Origin of the sequence: Bradyrhizobium sp. CCGUVB14 (assembly GCF_024199935.1) — a bacterium.
Lineage (GTDB): Bacteria > Pseudomonadota > Alphaproteobacteria > Rhizobiales > Xanthobacteraceae > Bradyrhizobium.
Genome location: NZ_JANADS010000001.1, coordinates 912082 through 930020 on the forward strand (window position 1 = coordinate 912082; position 17939 = coordinate 930020).

At 64.0% G+C, this 17939-nt stretch carries 12 protein-coding genes and 1 tRNA gene; 3 read left to right on the plus strand and 10 right to left on the minus strand.

The window, feature by feature from the left end:
- Nucleotides 1–105 precede the first annotated feature (105 nt).
- The 5 genes from NLM32_RS04350 to rpmH all read right to left on the minus strand — a co-directional run bounded on the left by NLM32_RS04350 (nucleotide 106) and on the right by rpmH (nucleotide 3632).
- On the minus strand, nucleotides 106–465 hold the full coding sequence (locus tag NLM32_RS04350) for a DUF423 domain-containing protein (protein WP_254135207.1): 360 nt from the start codon (nucleotides 463–465) through the stop codon (nucleotides 106–108).
- Nucleotides 465–1118 carry a ribosome biogenesis GTP-binding protein YihA/YsxC gene (gene yihA / locus NLM32_RS04355; RefSeq protein ID WP_254128038.1) on the minus strand — a complete coding sequence of 218 codons (654 nt, stop codon included), beginning with the start codon at nucleotides 1116–1118 and terminating at the stop codon, nucleotides 465–467. Before yihA ends, NLM32_RS04350 begins: the two co-directional genes overlap by 1 nt.
- 89 nt (nucleotides 1119–1207) lie before the next feature.
- Nucleotides 1208–3061: a membrane protein insertase YidC gene (gene yidC / locus NLM32_RS04360; RefSeq protein WP_254128039.1), complete on the minus strand. Its 1854-nt coding sequence runs from the start codon at nucleotides 3059–3061 to the stop codon at nucleotides 1208–1210.
- Between the two features lie 16 nt (nucleotides 3062–3077).
- Nucleotides 3078–3470 carry a ribonuclease P protein component gene (gene rnpA / locus NLM32_RS04365; protein WP_254128040.1) on the minus strand — a complete coding sequence of 131 codons (393 nt, stop codon included), beginning with the start codon at nucleotides 3468–3470 and terminating at the stop codon, nucleotides 3078–3080.
- A 27-nt stretch (nucleotides 3471–3497) separates the two neighbouring features.
- Entirely contained in the window at nucleotides 3498–3632 is a 135-nt protein-coding gene (gene rpmH / locus NLM32_RS04370) for a 50S ribosomal protein L34 (protein WP_008542748.1), read from the minus strand.
- 362 nt (nucleotides 3633–3994) lie between these two features.
- Between rpmH and NLM32_RS04375 the strand changes: the two genes are divergently transcribed.
- The gene (locus NLM32_RS04375; protein ID WP_254128041.1) at nucleotides 3995–5524 is read left to right on the plus strand and encodes a sensor histidine kinase; all 1530 of its coding nucleotides are present in this window, start codon (nucleotides 3995–3997) and stop codon (nucleotides 5522–5524) included.
- A gap of 259 nt (nucleotides 5525–5783) precedes the next feature.
- Nucleotides 5784–5860, plus strand: a tRNA-Arg gene (locus tag NLM32_RS04380).
- Nucleotides 5861–6106: 246 nt separating this feature from the next.
- Here NLM32_RS04380 and NLM32_RS04385 read toward each other — a convergent pair.
- Nucleotides 6107–8164, minus strand: coding sequence for a hypothetical protein (locus NLM32_RS04385; RefSeq protein WP_254128042.1), 2058 nt, complete (start codon nucleotides 8162–8164; stop codon nucleotides 6107–6109).
- 153 nt (nucleotides 8165–8317) lie between these two features.
- Between NLM32_RS04385 and NLM32_RS04390 the strand changes: the two genes are divergently transcribed.
- On the plus strand, nucleotides 8318–8548 hold the full coding sequence (locus NLM32_RS04390) for a hypothetical protein (protein ID WP_254128043.1): 231 nt from the start codon (nucleotides 8318–8320) through the stop codon (nucleotides 8546–8548).
- A gap of 9 nt (nucleotides 8549–8557) precedes the next feature.
- Here NLM32_RS04390 and NLM32_RS04395 read toward each other — a convergent pair whose 3' ends face one another.
- The 4 genes from NLM32_RS04395 to NLM32_RS04410 form a co-directional block, all read right to left on the minus strand.
- A complete protein-coding gene (locus NLM32_RS04395) occupies nucleotides 8558–9499 on the minus strand; it encodes a sensor domain-containing diguanylate cyclase (RefSeq protein WP_254128044.1) in 942 nt (313 codons plus the stop codon).
- A gap of 208 nt (nucleotides 9500–9707) precedes the next feature.
- Nucleotides 9708–11489, minus strand: a complete 1782-nt coding sequence (locus tag NLM32_RS04400; RefSeq protein WP_254128045.1) for a tetratricopeptide repeat protein — start codon at nucleotides 11487–11489, stop codon at nucleotides 9708–9710.
- 155 nt (nucleotides 11490–11644) lie between these two features.
- Nucleotides 11645–14755: an efflux RND transporter permease subunit gene (locus NLM32_RS04405; protein ID WP_254128046.1), complete on the minus strand. Its 3111-nt coding sequence runs from the start codon at nucleotides 14753–14755 to the stop codon at nucleotides 11645–11647.
- Nucleotides 14752–17937, minus strand: coding sequence for an efflux RND transporter permease subunit (locus NLM32_RS04410; protein WP_254128047.1), 3186 nt, complete (start codon nucleotides 17935–17937; stop codon nucleotides 14752–14754). The genes NLM32_RS04405 and NLM32_RS04410 overlap by 4 nt, the downstream gene beginning before the upstream one ends.
- Between the last annotated feature and the right edge of the window lie 2 nt (nucleotides 17938–17939).

Here is a 17939-nt window from a genome sequence, read left to right on the forward strand (position 1 = left end):
GAGATCACCCCACCCCGCTACGCATTTCGCTTCGCTGCATGCGTAGCGACCCACGGGCGAGCTACGCTCGTCCCGGACCCCTCCAGGGGAGGGTAAGGCGAAACGTCACTTCTTCGCCACCACCGCCGCCAGCGTCACCGCCAGCCAGCTCAAGATCATTGTCGTTCCGCCTGATGGCGCAGCCATCGGAAACAGTGAGTGCCCGGCATATTGCCGCAAAGTCAGGTCGCCCGCGAACAGCGCCGCGCCGATCACGAAGCCGATCGCGGCGATCAGGCCAATTCCGCCGTGCAGAAGGCCGCGCGCGAGCAGGGCGACAGCGGCCAATATGGCAGTTGCATGAAACAGCAGCATGGCGCTGGCGGAGGCAAGCCGGCTGGCGTCGGCGCCATGGGCGGAGGCAGCGGCCAGCGCCACGCCGGCGGCGCCCATCAAGCCGGCTAGCGCGATCAGGAGGCGAGCCATCACTTGGTCCGCTCCTCCAGCAGCTTGGCCATGGCGGCGCGCAGTTCGGCCATGCCGGTCGATGAGCGCGACGAGGTCGCGAGCACGTTCGGGAACGCCGCTGGATGCTTGGCCAGCGCCGCCTCGGTCTCGGCGATGCGCGATTGGAGCTCGGAGGCCTTCACCTGGTCAGCCTTGGTCAGCACGATCTGGTAGCTGACGGCGGAGCGGTCGAGCGTCTTGAGCACCTCGAGATCGACGTCCTTCAGCCCATGCCGCGCGTCGATCAGCACGTAGACGCGTGCGAGCGAGGCACGCCCCAGCAGGAATGTGTGGATCAGCTCGGTCCATGATGCGACCTGGCTCTTCGGCGCCTTGGCATAGCCATAGCCGGGCATGTCGACGAGACGCAGGTCGGTTTTTCCGGGGACCTCGAAGAAGATCAGCTCCTGGGTGCGGCCCGGCGTATGCGAGGTGCGCGCCAGCGCGTTGCGCCCCGTAAGCGCGTTGATCAGGCTCGATTTGCCGACATTGGAGCGCCCGGCAAAAGCGATCTCCAGCCCCGCCATCGGCGGCAGCGTCTGGATCGAGGGCGAAGCCCAGATGAACTGCCAGTCGCGGGCGAACAGCTTTCGTCCGGTTTCGATCAGCTTGTCGTCTGACTTATCGGTCATCTAAAAATTATCCCCCTCCTAAACGTGGATGCCCGGGACAAGCCCGGGCATGACGCTGTGGAGGCAGTTTGCCTGGCAGTGTCGGACGGCTACGTCGCCTCAGTCGTCACTTTTTTTTTGAACACGTTTCGAATGTTGTCCAACAGCTCCACCTTCACGCCGTTGCGGCGCATGATGAAGCTCTGCTGGAGCACCGAGAGCGTGTTGTTCCAGGCCCAGTAGATCACAAGACCCGCCGGGAAGCCCGCCAGCATGAAGGTGAAGATCAGCGGCATCCAGTTGAAGATGATCTGCTGCGTCGGATCCGGCGGCGTCGGGTTCAGCTTCATCTGGAACCACATCGTGATGCCCATGATGATCGGCCAGATGCCGAGCGCGAGGTAGTGGCCGAACAGCGGAAGCGTGGTCGGATCGAACGGGATCAGGCCGAACAGCGTGAACAGATTGGTCGGATCGGGCGCCGAGAGGTCCTTGATCCAACCGAAGAACGGCGCGTGCCGCATTTCGATGGTGACGAACAGCACCTTGTAGAGCGAGAAGAACACCGGGATCTGGATCACCACGGGAAGACAGCCGGCGACCGGATTGATCTTCTCCTTGCGGTAGATCTCCATCATCTCCTGCTGCTGCTTCACCTTGTCGTCGGGATAGCGCTCCTTCAGCGCCTGAAGCTGCGGCTGGACCGACTTCATCTTCGCCATCGAGGCGTAGGATTTGTTCGCCAGCGGGAAGAACAACAGCTTCACGATCACGGTCACGAGCAGGATCGAGATGCCGAAATTGCCGAAGAAGCGGTAGAAGAAGTCGAGACCGAGGAACATCGGCTTGGTGATGAAGTAGAACCAGCCCCAGTCGATCAACAGATCAAAATGGTTCAGCCCGAGCGCCTTGTTGTAGCCGCCGAGCCCCGCGAACGGGAACACGCCGACGACGCCGGCTTCCTTGGCACCCGCGAACAGCCGCGCGTTTGCGGTCGCCGTGCCGCCGATCGCGACGGTGACGGGATCGAGCAGATAGTCGGTCTGGTAGGTATGGACGTTGCCGACGAGGTTCGAGGAGAACTTCGCCTGAAGCTGGGCACTGGTGTCGGGCAGCAGCGCCGAAGCCCAGTACTTGTCGGTCATGCCGAGCCAGCCATTGGTGGCCTTGAAGTTGACCGACTTGGCTTCGTCGATCTTCTTGTAGGCATATTCCTGCAGGCCATCAAGATAGCCGATCAGGCCTTCATGCAGGATGTAATAGCCCGACACCTGCGGCGTGCCGTGGCGCGAGATCAGCGCGAACGGGTAGAGCGTGACCGGCGCGTTGCCGACATTGCTCACGTCGTCCTTGATGGTGAAGAGATAGTGGTCGTCGACCGAGATGGTGCGGCGGAAGGTGAGGCCTTCGCCATTGTCCCATTTCAGCACCGCCGGCGAGGTCGGCGTCAGGCTGCCGCTGCCCTCCTGCTGCCAGACGGTCTGGGCATCAGGCATCTTCGCCGTCACGCCCGTCGCGGCCACCCAGCCGAACTCGGCGTAATAGGGCTCTGCGGTGCCCGAGGGCGAATAGAGAATGATCGGCGGCGATTTCGGGTCGACCGTCTCGCGGAACTGCAGCAGCGCGAGGTCGTCGATGCGGCCACCCTTGAGCGAGATGCTGCCGGCGAGGCGCGGCGTATCGATCTTCACGCGGGGGCTTGCGGCAATCGCGGTGTCGCGGCTGACGGTCGGCTGGACCTGCTGGTTCGCGCCCGGCGCGGTGGTGGGCGTCGTGCCGGCCTGCGGGGTGGCGCCCGGCGTGGCGGATGCGGTCGGCTGCGGATTGGCCTTTTGCAGCTCGGCCTGGGCCTGCTGCTGGGCGCGCTGCTTCTCCATCGCCGGCACATTGTAGAAGTACTGCCAGGCGATCAGCACCAGGCCGGAGAGAATGACGGCGAGGATGGTATTGCGATTGTCGGTCATCACTTTGATCTCGTCATCAATCCGGTTTGCGGCTGGCGGCTGGGCCGGGCCTCGGCCCGCGTCCCTTGTTAGGTCCTCTGGCCGTATGCCGCGCGGGCTTCGTGAACGCTATGCGCAGATCGTCGAGCATGGTCGTGAAGTCGCGCGAGAGCGCGTCCCTGCGGCCGACCAGCACATAATCATGATGGGGTTGCATCGAAACCGGATCGAGCCGCTTCACCAGTTCGCGAAGCCGGCGCCGGATGCGATTGCGCTCGGGGGCGTTGCCGTTCTTTTTGGTAACGGTGAAGCCGATCCGGATCGGGCCAGCGTCGTCGCGGATGCGGCTTTGCAGGACGAACGCGGGACTATTCACCCGCGCGCCATTGGCAACGGCGAGGAAATCCGCTCGCTGCCTCAGCCGATCCATAATGAAATCCCAAAAAGGGGGTCCGGCTCAGGCGCTCAGACGCTTGCGGCCGCGGGCGCGGCGGGCAGCCAGAACCTTGCGACCGCCGGCGGTCGCGAGACGGGCCCGGAAGCCGTGGCGGCGCTTGCGCACCAGTTTGCTGGGTTGATAAGTCCGCTTCACGGGTTTTTCTCCGCTGACCGGGCAATTTGCCTGTAGAATTGATGGTAAAGTCCGGAAGATGCGGCCCCAAATGGGTCCTTTCCGGCCCCAGAAGAGCCGCTCCCGGTGTCGCACCGGGTCATCGCGGACAATTTGCGCGGCTTATAAGCGAGCGACTTGTTTTCGTCAACGCCACAGGACCGCGCAGTTCCGGTGAATATCACTGTTTCCTTGGGGTTTTTAACCCTTGAGGTGGCGGATGGCGGTATCAGCGCCTACATCCCACCTTGGCAGATTAGAGATCCGTAATTTGACCACCCCCAGGGTCGGGTCGCATCCTCCAGCAGTCGAGCTCTATCAGAAGGCCAGCAGGGGCGAATTTCGTGGTAGCGACAGACCTCCAGCAGCCGACCCAGGATCCGGATCGCGTGACCGATCAGGATCCGGATGGGCCATTGGACCAGCCGGTGACGCGATCCCGCGGACCGGGTGGCCTCGGCCTGTCCGGCAAGCTGTTGCTGCTGACCGTCCCCCTGGTGATGATCGCGGCCGTCCTGCTCTATGTGCCTGCGATCGCGAACTTCTGGGTCAACCGGCTCAACGACCGCGTCGCCGCGGCCAACACGGCGGCGCTGGTGCTCGATGCGGCGCCGCTCGGCATGGTGCCGGATTCGCTGTCGCGCGAAATCCTCAAGAGCATCAATGCGCGCGCGGTCGCGATCAAGATGGGCCAGCAGCGCCGCCTGCTCGCCAGCGACAATCTGCCCGCCACGATCGAGCACGACATCGATCTGCGCGACATGACCGTGTGGCAGGCCATCACCGGCTCGTTCCAGATGATGCTGGAGACCGGCAACCAGCCGATCCGCATCGTCGGCCCCGGCGTCGGCAACGCCCAGTTCATCGAAATCGTGACCGACGACCTGCCGCTGCGGCAGTCGATGTATCGCTTCTCCCGCAACGTCGTGGTGGTCGCGCTGATCATCGGCATTTTGACCGCCGGCCTCGTCTATCTCGCGCTCCATTATCTGTTCGTGCGGCCGATGCGGCGGCTGACGGCGAGCCTGGTCGGCTTCCACGAAAATCCCGAAAGCTCGGCGCGGATCATCGTGCCGAGCCAGCGCAGCGACGAAATCGGCGTCGCCGAGCGCGAATTGTCGGACATGCAGCGCGACCTGATGTCGATGCTGCATCAGAAGAGCCGGCTCGCAGCCCTCGGCCTCGCCGTCTCCAAGATCAACCACGATCTGCGCAATCTGCTGGCCTCGGCGCAGCTCCTGTCGGACCAGCTCGCCAGCGTGCCCGATCCGCGGGTGCAGCGCTTTGCGCCGAAGCTGGTGCGCTCGCTCGAACGCGCCATCGCCTTCTGCCAGTCGACGCTGTCCTATGGTCGCGCCCAGGAGGCCGCGCCCGACCGGCGCATGATGCTGATCGAGCCGGTCGTGCTGGAGGTGCGCGAGACCGCCGGTCTTGCCAATGACGTCTCGATTGCCTGGGTCGCCGCGATCGAGCGCGGGCTCGCGGTCGACGCCGATCCGGACCAGCTGTTCCGCGTGCTGCTCAACCTCGTGCGCAACGCCGCCCAGGCGCTGGAGAGCCATGCCTCCGGCGATGGTGGCCCGCAACAGATCCGGATCACTGGAAAACGCGAAGGCGGGGTCGCCATCCTGGAAGTCTCCGATACCGGCCCGGGCGTGCCCCAGAAGACCCGGGAGCATCTGTTCGAGGCGTTCCAGACCTCCGGCCGCCCCGGCGGCAGCGGGCTCGGCCTTGCCATCGCAGCCGAGCTCGTCCGGGCCCACGGCGGCGACATCCATCTGGTCGAAGGCACCATCGGCGCCACCTTCCGGATCGTCATTCCCGACCGTCCCGTGGAACTCCTCTCCATCCGCAACGAGCGGCAGCGGGCCTGATCGGCCAGCGGCTTGCAATCTCCTGTCATTTCCGGGGCGCGCCTCTTGGCGCGAGCCCGGAAGCCATAACCACCAGCCGGGGTAATGGATTCCGGGCCTGGCCCTTCGGGCCATCCCGGAATGACGAGCGAGTTGAAAATCTCCCCATCCCGGACCTTGCCAATCCGGCCAAGAGCGGTTAGTCAGAGCGCTCTTTCGCACCCCTCCCGGCGCTGTCTGGAGGCTGCAAGCGGGCCCAGCCCGCTGTCCTGCGAAAAACGCGCCCGTAGCTCAGCTGGATAGAGCATCAGACTACGAATCTGAGGGTCGGACGTTCGAATCGTTCCGGGCGCGCCATTTTTTCCATCATTGTCCCGTTTTTGTTCCAATGGAACCAGCGTATTCGCGGTTCCTGAAGTGGCCGTTCGTTCATTTGCGGTTCAGCGGTAAGGCTTATATTATCGGCTACAGGGAATGGAGCGTGCCATGCTGCGCCTCTTCGGAATTTATGCAGTCGGACTGGTGCTGATGTTTTCGGCCTTGTCGCCGGCACTCGCGACCGTGACGCCTCCGTAGGCGGGCTTCGTCGTGCTTCGCGCGACGCTATTCCGCCAAATCAGTGCGCGCCTTGTCGATCTTGGCGATCTGTAGCTTGAGCTGCTCCTGGACGCCCACCGCAAAGCTCGGCGCGATCCGTGCGAGATACGGTTTGCCGGAACGTTCCTGATCCTCCCTAGCTGTGTCGTCGACGATTTGCAGGCCAAATTTTGCGGCGCGTTCGGCTTCGTTTAGTCGTTTTTGGTGCGTGGCCTGATCGTCGATCTTGGCGCGCAGTCTGGAATAAGCGACGGCGTTCTCGGCGAACGCCAGAAGCGACTGAGCGTACAGCACCTTGGCTGGCGGCTGGTCAGTGCCGCATGAAAGGTCGAAGTTGGCCAATTTGCGCGCCTCGTCGTTCACTGCTTCTGCGAGCTTCGCATAGTCCGGATGCTCGATCGTTCGATGAATGTACGTGTATTCCATGGTGACGTAGGACGAGTACAGGCGCTGCCACAGCTTTAGCCGCGCCAACGGCTCGTCCGACTCGCATATCGTGGGGCGCTTGAATACGGGCTCGCATTTCGTGCGGCACGCATCGCTCAGCTTCTCGAAGAAATCGGCCTTTCGCAAACGGGCCCTGATACCGTCGATGGTTGCCTGCAGGTTGCGTAGATGCTCGGTCTGGACAACCGTTGCCACCTTCGCCTTGTTGTCTGCCAGCCATTCCTCGACATACACGACGAGCATCGAGCGGACTCGTAGGGCGAACCAATCGTCCTTGCGTTGCAGCGCTGGAAACACCTGATATGCAGCTTGCCGCTGTGGACGTTCATTCTCGCCGCGGCGGGCGCTTAGCCAATCATCCAGGATGGCGGCTGCGGCCTCGTGCTGCCCGAGCTGTGTCATGAGGCTGGCGCGGGCAACTGCGAAATAGGGTAGCACCTCCAGTCCACCTGGGCTACGCGACCGCCGGGGCTCGATCATCTCGTCCAGATTGTCGGCGAGGTAAGTTATTCGCTCCAGCACCTTTCCGGTCTTGGGCGCCTCGGCCTTGTCGATGAACTGATCCAACGCCTCCTGCAGGCATCCGTTGATATAGCCTTCCTGATCGGTTGTCGGAGGCTTTTCACGGCTGGGACAATAGATCTCGAACCACTCCCCGCATGGTGGAAGAACGGAGGCCGCCCCCGTGGACCGGAAGATGTCCAGCGCCATGTGCAGACCGTTGCGGACGAAATCGGAGCTGACTTCATTCAGGCCGCGTTCCCGTGCGAGGGGGTCGAGTGAGCCAACTGCAGCGTTTGCACCCGCGTTCAAGGCGTCGAGCCGCCGGAATGTATCGCTGTAGACGGAGAGATATTTCTCGACGGGGCCAGAATCGGCGGTTTGCTCGAACCAAGCGAACAGACATTTCAAGGGCGGTGTGATTGTGGATTTGGCGAACTGGGCGCTGCGTCGCAAATCGTCGTCGTCCGGCACTGTCTGGGACTTCGGCGCAAATGCCGTCTTCAGATAATCCTGATCACGCTCGATGATGGTGTCGAGATATGCTAGGTTCTGCAGTCCGGTCGATCCTCCCTGCACATATGTGCTGCTGGTCCCCGCGATTCCCGTGGATGCGAGCCGCTCTCGGCCGCCTTGCTCTCTCGTCGCGAAGGACAACTCGGCGACGCCGAGCTTGAGCGAGGTCAGATTGCGCACGAATAGCCTGATGAGACCTGAACCCTCACTGCCGACGGCACCAAAGGCAAACAGAATGACCAGGCCGATCGCCCCAAAAATCTGGCCGCGGGTGAGGTCCTCACCGGAGCTATGAACGACAACGCTGTTGACCCAGATGGCAAACAGCGGGCCGAACACGAAGCCGAAGATGATGTTGACCTGATTGCGCGCAAGGGCGCTGACCGGGGATGCAAAGTCGTGAATGGTCAGTACGGTCAGCAGGACCAAGATAACGATCATGATCACGACGACCTTACGCAGCGTTCGTGTCGTCGCCTCGCTCAAGCCGAGCGTAACGCGGCAAAAGCTTATAAAGCTCTGGTTGACCGGCCATTCAGTGAAGGCCAGCAATTCGTAGAGTGCGAAGGCGATCGTGGCCGATAGAATGAATGCAGTCATTCGAAGCGACCTTCCAGACAGTGCACATACCGGCGATGGGCGTCACGGCGATGTCCGATGTGCCGGTCGATTGTGCGCAACTCGACAAAGGTCGTACTATAGCTATATTGTGTGCTGTGGTTGCAAACGATTTCTGATGGAATCGGAGGCGATATGAAGATTACGGCGCAGGTCGCACTGATGATCATGGGGATCGCCGTCATCGTCGTCGGCGTCGTGCTGATGTTCAGGCATCAGTCGCAGGAAGCGATGTTCCAGGACCATCTGCTCGCGGTTTTCAATACGGATTATCATTGGCGGTCCATCGGGGACGCCTATAGTGGTATCGCTGCGGTCGCAGTCGGCGCTGTGATGATGGCGGTTTCGGCGCTCGCGGCTCGCTAGCCTGCAGGCCTAAGCCGCCCGGCTTTGCCCTTCGTCCCCGATCAGACGGACCCGGTTGCGGCCGGCGGCCTTCGCGTCATAGAGGGCGATGTCGGCTTCCGCGAACAATTCGACGATCCGCCGCCGATGCGGACGGCCAACCAGCGCAGCTCCGATCGAGGCGCCGACCTGGAGGCGAAGGCCGTTCCAGAATAACGGGCGGCTCAGCATCATGATGGTCTGCTGCAGCACGCGCGCGATCCGCGCAGGATCTTTCGGCGCGCGCAGGATGATCGCGAATTCGTCGCCACCGAGCCGGCCGACCAGGCCGGCATTGTAGAAGGCCCGCCGCAGACGCTGCGCGACCTCGCACAGGCATGCGTCTCCGGCCAGATGGCCCGATGTATCGTTGAGCTGCTTGAAGCCGTCGAGGTCGATCAGAACGAGCGCCGACGCAAAGCCGTGATTCAGGCTGTCGTTGACGACCTCACGATAGCGGGCCTGAAACACCGCACGATTGGCGAGCCCGGTGAGCGGATCGGTTTCGGCCTGTTGCCGCAGGCTCTCGAGTGCCTGTCGGTCGGAGGTGACGTCCTGCTTGGAGCCGAAGATCCGCACCGGCCTTCCGCCCTCTCGTACAGCGTTAATCGAGAGGCGCATCCAGCGCTTTTCACCGCGCCAGGTTCTGATCTCGGTATCGAGCGTGACCGGGCAGCCGCTCCGGATCACCTCGGCACGCGCGAGCTCCATGTGGCGCCTGGATTCGTCGATGTAGAGATCGACGATGCTTGCGCGCCGCAGCGGGTTGTTCTCGGGATAGCCGAAGATGTCGTAGACGCCCTGGGTCCAGTTCAGGCGCTCGGTCTCGAGTTCGCATTCCCAGGCGCCGATGCGCGCGGCATTCAGGGCCTGATCGTAGAGTCGTACGCGAACCTCGTCCGGCAGGGTCGAGGCAGCATGATTTCCTGTCATCGACGATCCGGCAGCATGTCGCGATTTTGCCCAAGTCCTTAAAGGCTAGGGCGGCTGCGTTAACGAATCCTGTATGTCGGCCTGCATCCGGCGCTGCGGGTTAACATTGAACGGACCGCGGTCGCATTTGCCGCAGGGTTGAAGTCCGTTTGTGCTGCGGAAGATAATACCTTTGCCGGCGGAGCCGTCAGGCGCCGCGCATGTGCCCTCAACGCGGGCCCGGTCCAAACGCGGCGGCCAGCGCCCGCAATTCCTCCCGCACGCGATCAACCACGCTCTCATAGTCGCGCGTCTCGGTTTGCCGGAACAGCCGCACGCTCGGATACCAGGGGCTGTCCGCGCGATCGAGCAGCCAGCGGTAGTCGGGCGTCCAGGGCAGCAGGATCCAGGTCGGACGGCCGAGCGCGCCGGCGAGATGCGCGACGCTGGTGTCGACGGTGATCACGAGATCGAGGCAGGCGATCAGCGCGGCGGTGTCGGTGAAGTCGGCGAGATCAGCGGTCGGGTCGGCAATGTCGCGTCTCTCCCGCAGCACCGCCGCATCATGCGGGCGCGGGGCCTTCTGCAGGCTGACGAAGCTCGCATTCACATCGAGAATACGCGACAGCGTTCGCAGCGGAATCGAGCGGGTCTCGTCGTTCACGTGATGTGGATCGCCGGACCAGACCAGGCCGACCCGGAGCCTGGTTCGAGCGCCAAGACGATTCTCCCAGGCTTGAACGAGGCTCTCCGGAGGGGCGGGCAGATATGGTCCGGACGGAATCGTCTCGAGACGGGTCTTGAAGGCAAGCGGCAGGCTGGAAATCGGGCAGTGCAAGTCGAACGCCGGCAGCGTGCCCATGGCCGACCGCGGAATGCAAAGGGATGCACCGCTCAGTGTCGACATCAGCCGATGCAGCGGGTCCTGCACGACAAGAATCACGCGTGCTCCGCGCTCCGCCAGCATCGGGACGTAGCGGACGAAGTGAATGGTGTCGCCCAACCCCTCGTCCGCCGCGACAAGGATCGTCTTTCCCGCGATGCCGTCTTCCCCGAGCCAGATCGATTGCTGAAACTGAGGGTGTCGTGGTGCCGAAGGCAGTTTCAATCGGGTCTGGTGTCCGCGCCAGCCGGCTTCGAAATTGCCGGTCAGGAGATGGGCCAGGGAGACATTCCACGCTGTCACCGCGCTGCTCAGCCCGATCGCATTCATGCGATCGGACAGCGCGAACACCTCGTCGAAGCGATGAAGCTGGAAAAGCGCCACCAGCTTGTTGTCGAAGGCATCCACGAAGCGCGGCTGGATCGAGATGGCCTTGTCGAACCACGCCAGCGCCTCGTCATTCCGGCCGAGCCGCCGCAACGAGAGGCCGAGATTGTTGCAGATCTCGGCATTGTCGGGATCGAGCTCGTGTGCCCGCCTGCCGTCGGCCGCGGAGTCCTCGAACCGTTTCAAACAATAGCGAACCCATGCGCGCGTTCGCAGCGTCGGGGCATGGTTGGGGAACAGGCTGTCGCTGAGATCAAGAGCTGCCACCGCCTCCTCGTTGCGCTCGAGCTTGTGAAGGAGAGCCCCGCTCTTATACAGAGCGTCGTGATGATGTGGATCGCGCTTGAGCGTCTGTTGAAAGCTCAGCAGGGCTTGATCGAGCCGCGCAAGCTGAATCAAAATGTCGCCGCGCTGTCGCCACAGCTCGGCATCGTCCGGCCGAAGCTGGATCGCCTGGTCGATGACGTTAAGCGCCTCGTCGCAGCGCCCATATTGCTGCAGCACCGTCGCGAAGCTCGCCAGATATTCGGGCTTCGGCGCGCGCTGGATCGCGCGGACGATCCACGCGAGGGCCTCGTTGTATTGCCTGGCCTGGAGAAACAGCAGCCCCATGAGATGCTGCGCGTCGGTGTGTTCCGCATCGATTCCGAGGGCCTGCTGATAGCAGGCACGCGCGTCGAGAGGCCGTCCGTCCCTGAAATGCGCAAGGCCCGCTTCGCAGAAGGCGGCTGCTGTGCTCATCGCTGCTCAAGTCCCGTTCATGGCGAACGTCCACCTCGGTGGCGGCAGCGGCTTCTGACGGGCGCAACCCCGCCTCTCTGGCGTCGCGGTTGATTCGACTTCAGCAGGGGGAGATTGCGCGAGGCTTGCGACGAGGTTCGGGGTCCCTTTGTGTCTTACCCGCCGAGATCGGGCAGAGCCGGCGCGCCGACGGCAGCGGATGCCTGAGGTGCGCTCGCCGCAGACGTCTTCTTCCGGCGCCTCAGCTTGTCCAGCAGCAGGTACATCGCCGGCGTCGAGTACAGCGTGAACAGCTGGGCGACGACGAGGCCGCCCATGATGGTGATGCCGAGCGGCTGGCGGATCTCATAACCCGGGCCGGTGCCGAAGGCGATCGGGACGGCGCTGAGGAATGCGGCCAGCATCGTCATCGTGATCGGCCGCGCCCGCAGCCGTGCCGCGAGCAGGATGGCGTCATGGGCGTTGAGGCCGCGATGCCGTTCCGCATCGAGGGCATAGTCGACCATCATGATGGCGTTCTTCATCACCATGCCGACCAGCAGGATGCAGGCGATGGTGGTCACCAGCGTGAACTGCGTCCCGGTCGCCCACAGCGCGACCAGCGCGCCGAAGGCGGTCGGTGGCAAGGTCGAGAGAATGGTCAGCGGATGGACGTAGCTCTCGTAGAGCATGCCGAGCGCGAGGTAGATCGCGATCAGCGCGGCTCCGAACAGCGCAGCCTGCTTGACGATCGACTTGTCGGCCTCCTTGGCCTCGCCGCGGAATTCCGCCTTGACGTCGTCGGGCAGCTTTGCCTCGGCCTCCTCCTTGCGGATCGAAGCGATGGCGTCGCCGATCGACGTGCCGGGCTTGATGTCGAAGAAAATCGTCGCGGCCGGAAACTGGGCGCTGTGACGGACCCACATCGCGGCGTGCGCGCGCTGCGGCTTGGTCAAGGCTGTCAGCGGCACCGCTTTGCCGCTGGCGCTCGGCACGTAGATCTGGCTCATGGAGTCGGGGCCGCTTGCGGCTTCGGGCTCGACCTCGAAGATCACGCGCGCATAGTTGGTTGGCAGGAAGAGAAGATTGATCTGACGCTGGCCGAAGGCGTCGTTGAGCGTGTTGTCGACCGCGACGGGCGTGACGCCGAGCATCGCGGCGCGAACGCGGTCGATGGTGAGCCCGGCCTGCAGGCCACCGGTCTCCCAGCTCGCGATGACGTCGATGATCTGCGGAATGCCGCGCACGCGCCGGATCATGTTTTCGGCGGCGCGTATCACCGCCTCTTCGTCGATGCCCCACATCGTATATTGAAACCGCGACCCGCCGGACTGGACGCCGAGATTGAGATCCTGGAGCGGCACGAAGAACACCCGGACGCCGTCGATCCGGTTCATGCGCTCGCGCAGGCGCGTGATGACCTGCTGGATCGACAGCTTGCGCACCTCGGGCGGCTTCAGCGCGACCAGCATCTGCCCGACGCTGAGCGCGTTGCCATTACCCTCGCCGATATAGGATGTAAGACCCGAGATCGCGGGATCCCCGAGGATCGCCTCGCCGACGGCGCGCTGCCGGTCTTCCATGGACAGAAACGAGATGTTCGACGGAGCCACGGTCCGTACGAACATGACGCCGGTGTCCTGGGTCGGCATGAAACCCTTCGGCAGTTGCAGATAGAGCCAGACGCTGGCCCCTGTGAGGGCGGTGATCATCAGGACGGTGAGAAAACGGTGGCGCAGCGTCCAGTCGAGGCTGCGGGCATAGAACGTGCGGTGGCCGGGGTCTGCGTCGGGGTTGTGCAGCCGCTGCCGGCCGCGATCGAGCAGATGTCCGCACATCATCGGCGTCAGCGTCAGCGAGATCGCCGCCGAAGAGACGATCGCGACCACCAGCGTCACGCCGAATTCGCGGAAGTAGCGCCCGACCACGTCGGGCATGAACAGGATCGGGATCAGCGCCGCGATCAGGGCGACGGTGATGGCGATGACCGTGAACGCCATCTGGCGGGCGCCGTTGATGGCGGCCTGCAGCGCGGGCTCGCCCTCCGACATGCGCCGAATGATGTTCTCGATCATGACGATGGCGTCGTCCACGACGAAGCCGGCGGCGATGGTCAGCGCCATCAGCGACAGATTGTCGAGGCTAAAGCCGCACAAATTCATCACGAACAGCGTCGCGGCCAGCGAGACGGGAATGGTGACGCTCGGGATCATCGTCGCCCAGAACCGCCTGAGGAACAGCGCGATGACGAGCACGACGAGCGCGGAGGCGATCACCAGCGTGAGCTTGACGTCGTTCACGGCGGCCCGGATCAGCGTGGTGCGGTCATAGATCGTGTGCAGCTTGATACCGGGCGGCAGCCAGCGCTGGATTTCCGGCAGCTCCGCCTTGATGGCATCGACGGTCTCGACGATGTTGGCGTCCGACTGCTTGTAGACGAACAGCACGACGCCGCGCTCGGTGCCGTACCAGCCGGCGAGGCGGTTGTTGATGACGCTGTCGCTCACGGAGGCGACATCGCCGAGGCGAACCGGCGCGCCGTTACGCCAGGCCAGCACGATATCGCGATAATCGACGGCTTGGAGCAGCTGGTCGTTGGCTTCGATGGTGAGGCGCTGGCCGTCGACCGAGACCGCGCCTTTGGGCAGGTTCTGCGAAGCATTGAGGACAGCGACGCGCGCCGCCTCCAGCGACAGGTTCATGGCGGCGAGCCGGGCCGGTGACACCTGGATGCGCACCGCACTACGCTCCGCGCCGGTGACGTTGATCCGCGCGACGCCGGGCAGTTGCGACAGCTTTGGCGAGATCACGCCGTCGGCGAGGCTGTAGACCTCACCGGGCGTGAACACGTCGCTGGTCAAGGCGAGCGCCACGACCGCGAAGCCCGCCGGGTTTGCCTTCCAATAGGTCGGCGGCCAAGGTCCCTTCGGCAGGTTTGGCCCGGCCGAATTGATGGCGGCCTGCACCGCGCCGGCTGCGGCATCGATATCCACGGAGAGCTCGAACTGCACCGTGATGCTGGTGCCACCCATGGCGCTGAACGAGGTGATTTCCGTCACGCCCGGGATCAGTGCGAGCGTGGTTTCGAGCGGTTGCGACAGTGCATTCGCGACCGTTGTCGGGCTTGCGCCGGGAAATGGCGCGTAGATCCCGATCGTGGGTCGTTCCACCGCCGGCACCGAGGCGATCGGCAAGCGGACATAGGCGACGCTGCCAAGCAGGAACACGCCGATCATCAGCAGCGTGGTCGCCACCGGCCGCAGCACGAACTGTGCGGTGATGCTCACGGCGCGGGCCGCTCGGCCTGCGGCAGCGCCGCCGGATCGTTGGCCGTCTCGGATCGCCATCCGAACCGCGTGCGTAGCGAGGCGAACGCCAGATAGACGACAGGGGTCGTATAGAGCGTGAGAATCTGCGAGACGATCAGGCCACCGACGATGGCGATGCCGAGCGGCTGGCGCAGCTCGGAGCCGGTGCCCGAGCCGATCGCAAGCGGCAGCGCGCCGAACAGCGCCGCCATCGTCGTCATCATGATCGGGCGGAAGCGCAGGATGCAGGCCTGCCGGATGGCGTCGAACGAGGAGGCGCCGTCCTCACGTTCGGCGGCGAGCGCGAAATCCACCATCATGATGGCGTTCTTCTTGACGATGCCGATCAGCAGGATGATGCCGATCAGCGAGATCAGATTGAGATCCTGCCGGTACAGCATCAGTGCCAGCAGCGCGCCGATACCCGCCGACGGCAAGGTCGACAGGATCGTGATCGGGTGGATGTAGCTCTCATAGAGCATGCCGAGGATCAGGTAGACCGTCACGATCGCGGCCAGCAGCAGCCATTTCTCGTCCGCAAGCGAGTTGGCGAACTCGGCGGCCGTGCCGATCAGCTTGGTCGTGACCGCATCCGGCAGTCCGATCTCGCGCTCGGTCTGGCGCAGCGCCTCCGTTGCGTGGCTCAGCGAAACGCCGTCGGCCAGATTGAACGAGATCGTGGTGGCCGGAAACAGGCCCTGGTGCGAGATCAGCAGCGGCGCGTGCTGCCGCTCGATCCGCGCGAAGGCCGACAGCGGCACCGGCGCGGAGGCCTTGCTGAAGGCACCGCTGAAGCCGCTGGTCGACTGATCGATGGTGCTGGCCGCAGCGGCGGCCGCGGTCAGATAGATCTTGCCCAGGATATCGGGATCGTTGCGCAGGGCAGGATCGACCTCGAGGATCACGTGATACTGGGTGAGGGGACCGAAGACGGTTGCGATCTGGCGCTGCCCGAACGCGTCATAGAGCGTCTGGTCGATCGTGTTCAGGCTGACGCCGTAGCTCGCCGCGAGCTGGCGGTCGATGGTGATCGACATCTGCAGGCCTTCGTCCTGGCGGTCGTCGGCGACGTCGGCGAGCTCCCGCCGCATGCGCAGCGCCTCGACCAGGCGCCGGCTCCAGAGCCGAAGCTCGTCCTCGTCGAGATCCTGCAGCGCATACTGGTATTGCGTGCGCGCGACGCGCGACTCGATCTGTAGATCCTGCGCCGGTTGCAGATGCAGCGTGATGCCGTGAACGCCCTCGACGGCATGCTGAAGCCGCGCCATGACGGCGGCCGCGGACGATGTCCGCGCGTCGGGGCTGCCGATATCGATGTAGAGCCGGCCGCTGTTCAGCGTCGTGTTGACGGATCCGATGCCGACGAAGCTGCCGACGGTGACGACGTCGGGGTCGCGCGCGATCACGGCGGCGAGCTGCTGCTGCCGCTCGGCCATCGCCGCAAAGGAGATGTCCTGGGCCGCATCGGTGGTGCCGATGAGGAGGCCGGTGTCCTGCAACGGCAGGAATCCCTTGGGGATCGCGACGTACAGCATCACGGTCGCGACCAAAGTGAGCACGGTGAAGACCAGCGTGAGCTTGCGGTGTCTCAGCACCCAGTCGAGCCCCCACAGATAGAAGCTGGCGGAGGCGTCGAAGCCGCGTTCGCTGATGCGGTACAGAAAGCCGTGCTGCGCGTTGGGGTCCTCGTGTCGCAGCAGCTGCGCGCACATCATCGGCGTCAGAGTCAGCGACACGAGGCCGGAGATGACGACGGCAAAGGACAGCGTGATCGCAAACTCCCGGAACAGCCGGCCCACCACGCCGCCCATCAGCAGCAGCGGGATGAACACCGCGATCAGTGACACCGTCAGCGAGACGATGGTGAAGCCGATCTGTCGCGCACCCTTCAGGGCCGCTTGAAGCGGATCCTCGCCGTCCTCGACATAGCGCGCGATGTTCTCGATCATCACGATGGCGTCGTCGACGACGAAACCTGAAGCAATCGTCAGCGCCATCAGCGAGAGATTGTCGAGGCTGAAACCGCACAGCGCCATGACGCCGAAGGTTGCGATCAGCGAGACCGGCAGCGTGACGCTCGGGATCACGGTGGCCCACAGCTTGCGCAGGAAGATGAAGATAACAAGCACGACGAGGGCCACCGTCAGCACCAGCGTGAACTGCACGTCGTGGATCGCGGCCCGGATCGTCGTGGTGCGGTCGCTGACGACGGAGATCTTCAGCGCCGCGGGGAGCGAGTCCTGCAGTTTCGGCAGGATACTCTTGATGGCATCCACGACCTCGATCGTGTTCGCACCGGGCTGACGCTGGATGTCCAGCAGCACGGCACGTTCGCCCTGGAACCAGGCCGCCTGCTCGGCATCCTCGACGCCGTCGATGGCGGTGCCGACATCGCGCAGCAGCACTGGCGCGCCGTTGCGATAGGCGATCACCGCATCCTGATAGGCCTCCGCGGTGAACAGCTGGTCGTTGGTGTCGACGTGAAACGCCTGCCTGGGACCGTCGAGCGAGCCCTTCGGATTGTCTGCGGTGGTGGCGGCGATGCCGCGGCGGACGTCGTCGAGCGATAGGCCGAGCCCGGCCAGCCGGGTCGGGTTCATCTGCAGGCGTATGGCCCGGGTTTGTCCGCCTTCGATGCTGACGGCACCGACGCCCGGGATCTGCGACAGTTTCGGCACCAGAATGGTCGCGGCGTGATCATTGGCCTCGTGCAGCGCCATCGTCTTCGAGGTCAGCGCCAGGATCAGCACCGGCGTGTCGGCCGGATTGACCATGCGATAGGTCGGCGGGCTCGGCAGCTGCTCGACCGGAATCCAGCCCGCCGCCGCATTGATCCGCGCCTGCACGTCCTGCGCGGCCGCGTCGATCTTGCGCGACAGGTCGAATTGCAGCGTGATCTGGCTGTAGCCGTACGAGCTGGTCGAGCTCATGTCGGTCAGCCCGGAGATCGTGCCGAAATAATGCTCCAGCGGCGCGGTGATCGAGGTTGCGACGACGGTGGCCGAAGCGCCGGGATAACGTGTCACCACCTGGATGGTGGGGAAATCGACATTGGGCAGCGGCGCGATCGGCAGCTCACGGTAGCCGAGCATGCCCAGCAGCACGACCGCGACGATCATCAGCGTCGTTGCGATCGGCCGGAGGATGAAGGGCGCGGACATGG

Coding starts and splice junctions, on each gene's coding strand:
- NLM32_RS04350 (WP_254135207.1), bottom strand. CDS start 465: ATGGCTCGCCTCCTGATCGCGCTAGCCGGCTTGATGGGCGCCGCCGGC.
- yihA (WP_254128038.1), bottom strand. CDS start 1,118: ATGACCGATAAGTCAGACGACAAGCTGATCGAAACCGGACGAAAGCTG.
- yidC (WP_254128039.1), bottom strand. CDS start 3,061: ATGACCGACAATCGCAATACCATCCTCGCCGTCATTCTCTCCGGCCTG.
- rnpA (WP_254128040.1), bottom strand. CDS start 3,470: ATGGATCGGCTGAGGCAGCGAGCGGATTTCCTCGCCGTTGCCAATGGC.
- NLM32_RS04385 (WP_254128042.1), bottom strand. CDS start 8,164: ATGACTGCATTCATTCTATCGGCCACGATCGCCTTCGCACTCTACGAA.
- NLM32_RS04390 (WP_254128043.1), top strand. CDS start 8,318: ATGAAGATTACGGCGCAGGTCGCACTGATGATCATGGGGATCGCCGTC.
- NLM32_RS04395 (WP_254128044.1), bottom strand. CDS start 9,499: ATGACAGGAAATCATGCTGCCTCGACCCTGCCGGACGAGGTTCGCGTA.
- NLM32_RS04400 (WP_254128045.1), bottom strand. CDS start 11,489: ATGAGCACAGCAGCCGCCTTCTGCGAAGCGGGCCTTGCGCATTTCAGG.
- NLM32_RS04410 (WP_254128047.1), bottom strand. CDS start 17,937: ATGTCCGCGCCCTTCATCCTCCGGCCGATCGCAACGACGCTGATGATC.